Source organism: Rhizobium sp. PRIMUS64, assembly GCF_023006465.1.
Taxonomy (GTDB): domain Bacteria; phylum Pseudomonadota; class Alphaproteobacteria; order Rhizobiales; family Rhizobiaceae; genus Rhizobium; species Rhizobium leguminosarum.
The window spans coordinates 1-256 of the sequence record NZ_JALBGX010000376.1; the positions used below are offsets into that span (position 1 = coordinate 1).

The 256-nt window shown below is 59.0% G+C and carries 1 protein-coding gene; it reads right to left on the bottom strand.

Going from position 1 to position 256, the window contains the following annotated elements:
- The coding region (locus tag MOV76_RS40435; protein ID WP_247266647.1) for a 4Fe-4S dicluster domain-containing protein at window positions 1-256 on the bottom strand (256 nt) is incomplete at both ends.

Below are 256 nucleotides of genomic sequence, written 5' to 3' on the forward strand. Positions count from 1 at the left end.
GCCGCCCTGCGGCGGCACCCAGTTGATGTTCTGGTTGGGGTCCTTGATGTCGCAGGTCTTGCAGTGCACGCAGTTCTGGGCGTTGATGACGAAGACGTCCTTGCCATCCTTTTCCACCCATTCATAAACGCCGGCCGGACAGTAACGCGTCGACGGGCCGGCATAGATGTCGTGTTCCGAACTCTTCTGCAGCGCCATGTCCTTGACCTGCAGATGCACCGGCTGGTCTTCCTCGTGATTGGTGTTCGACAGGAAC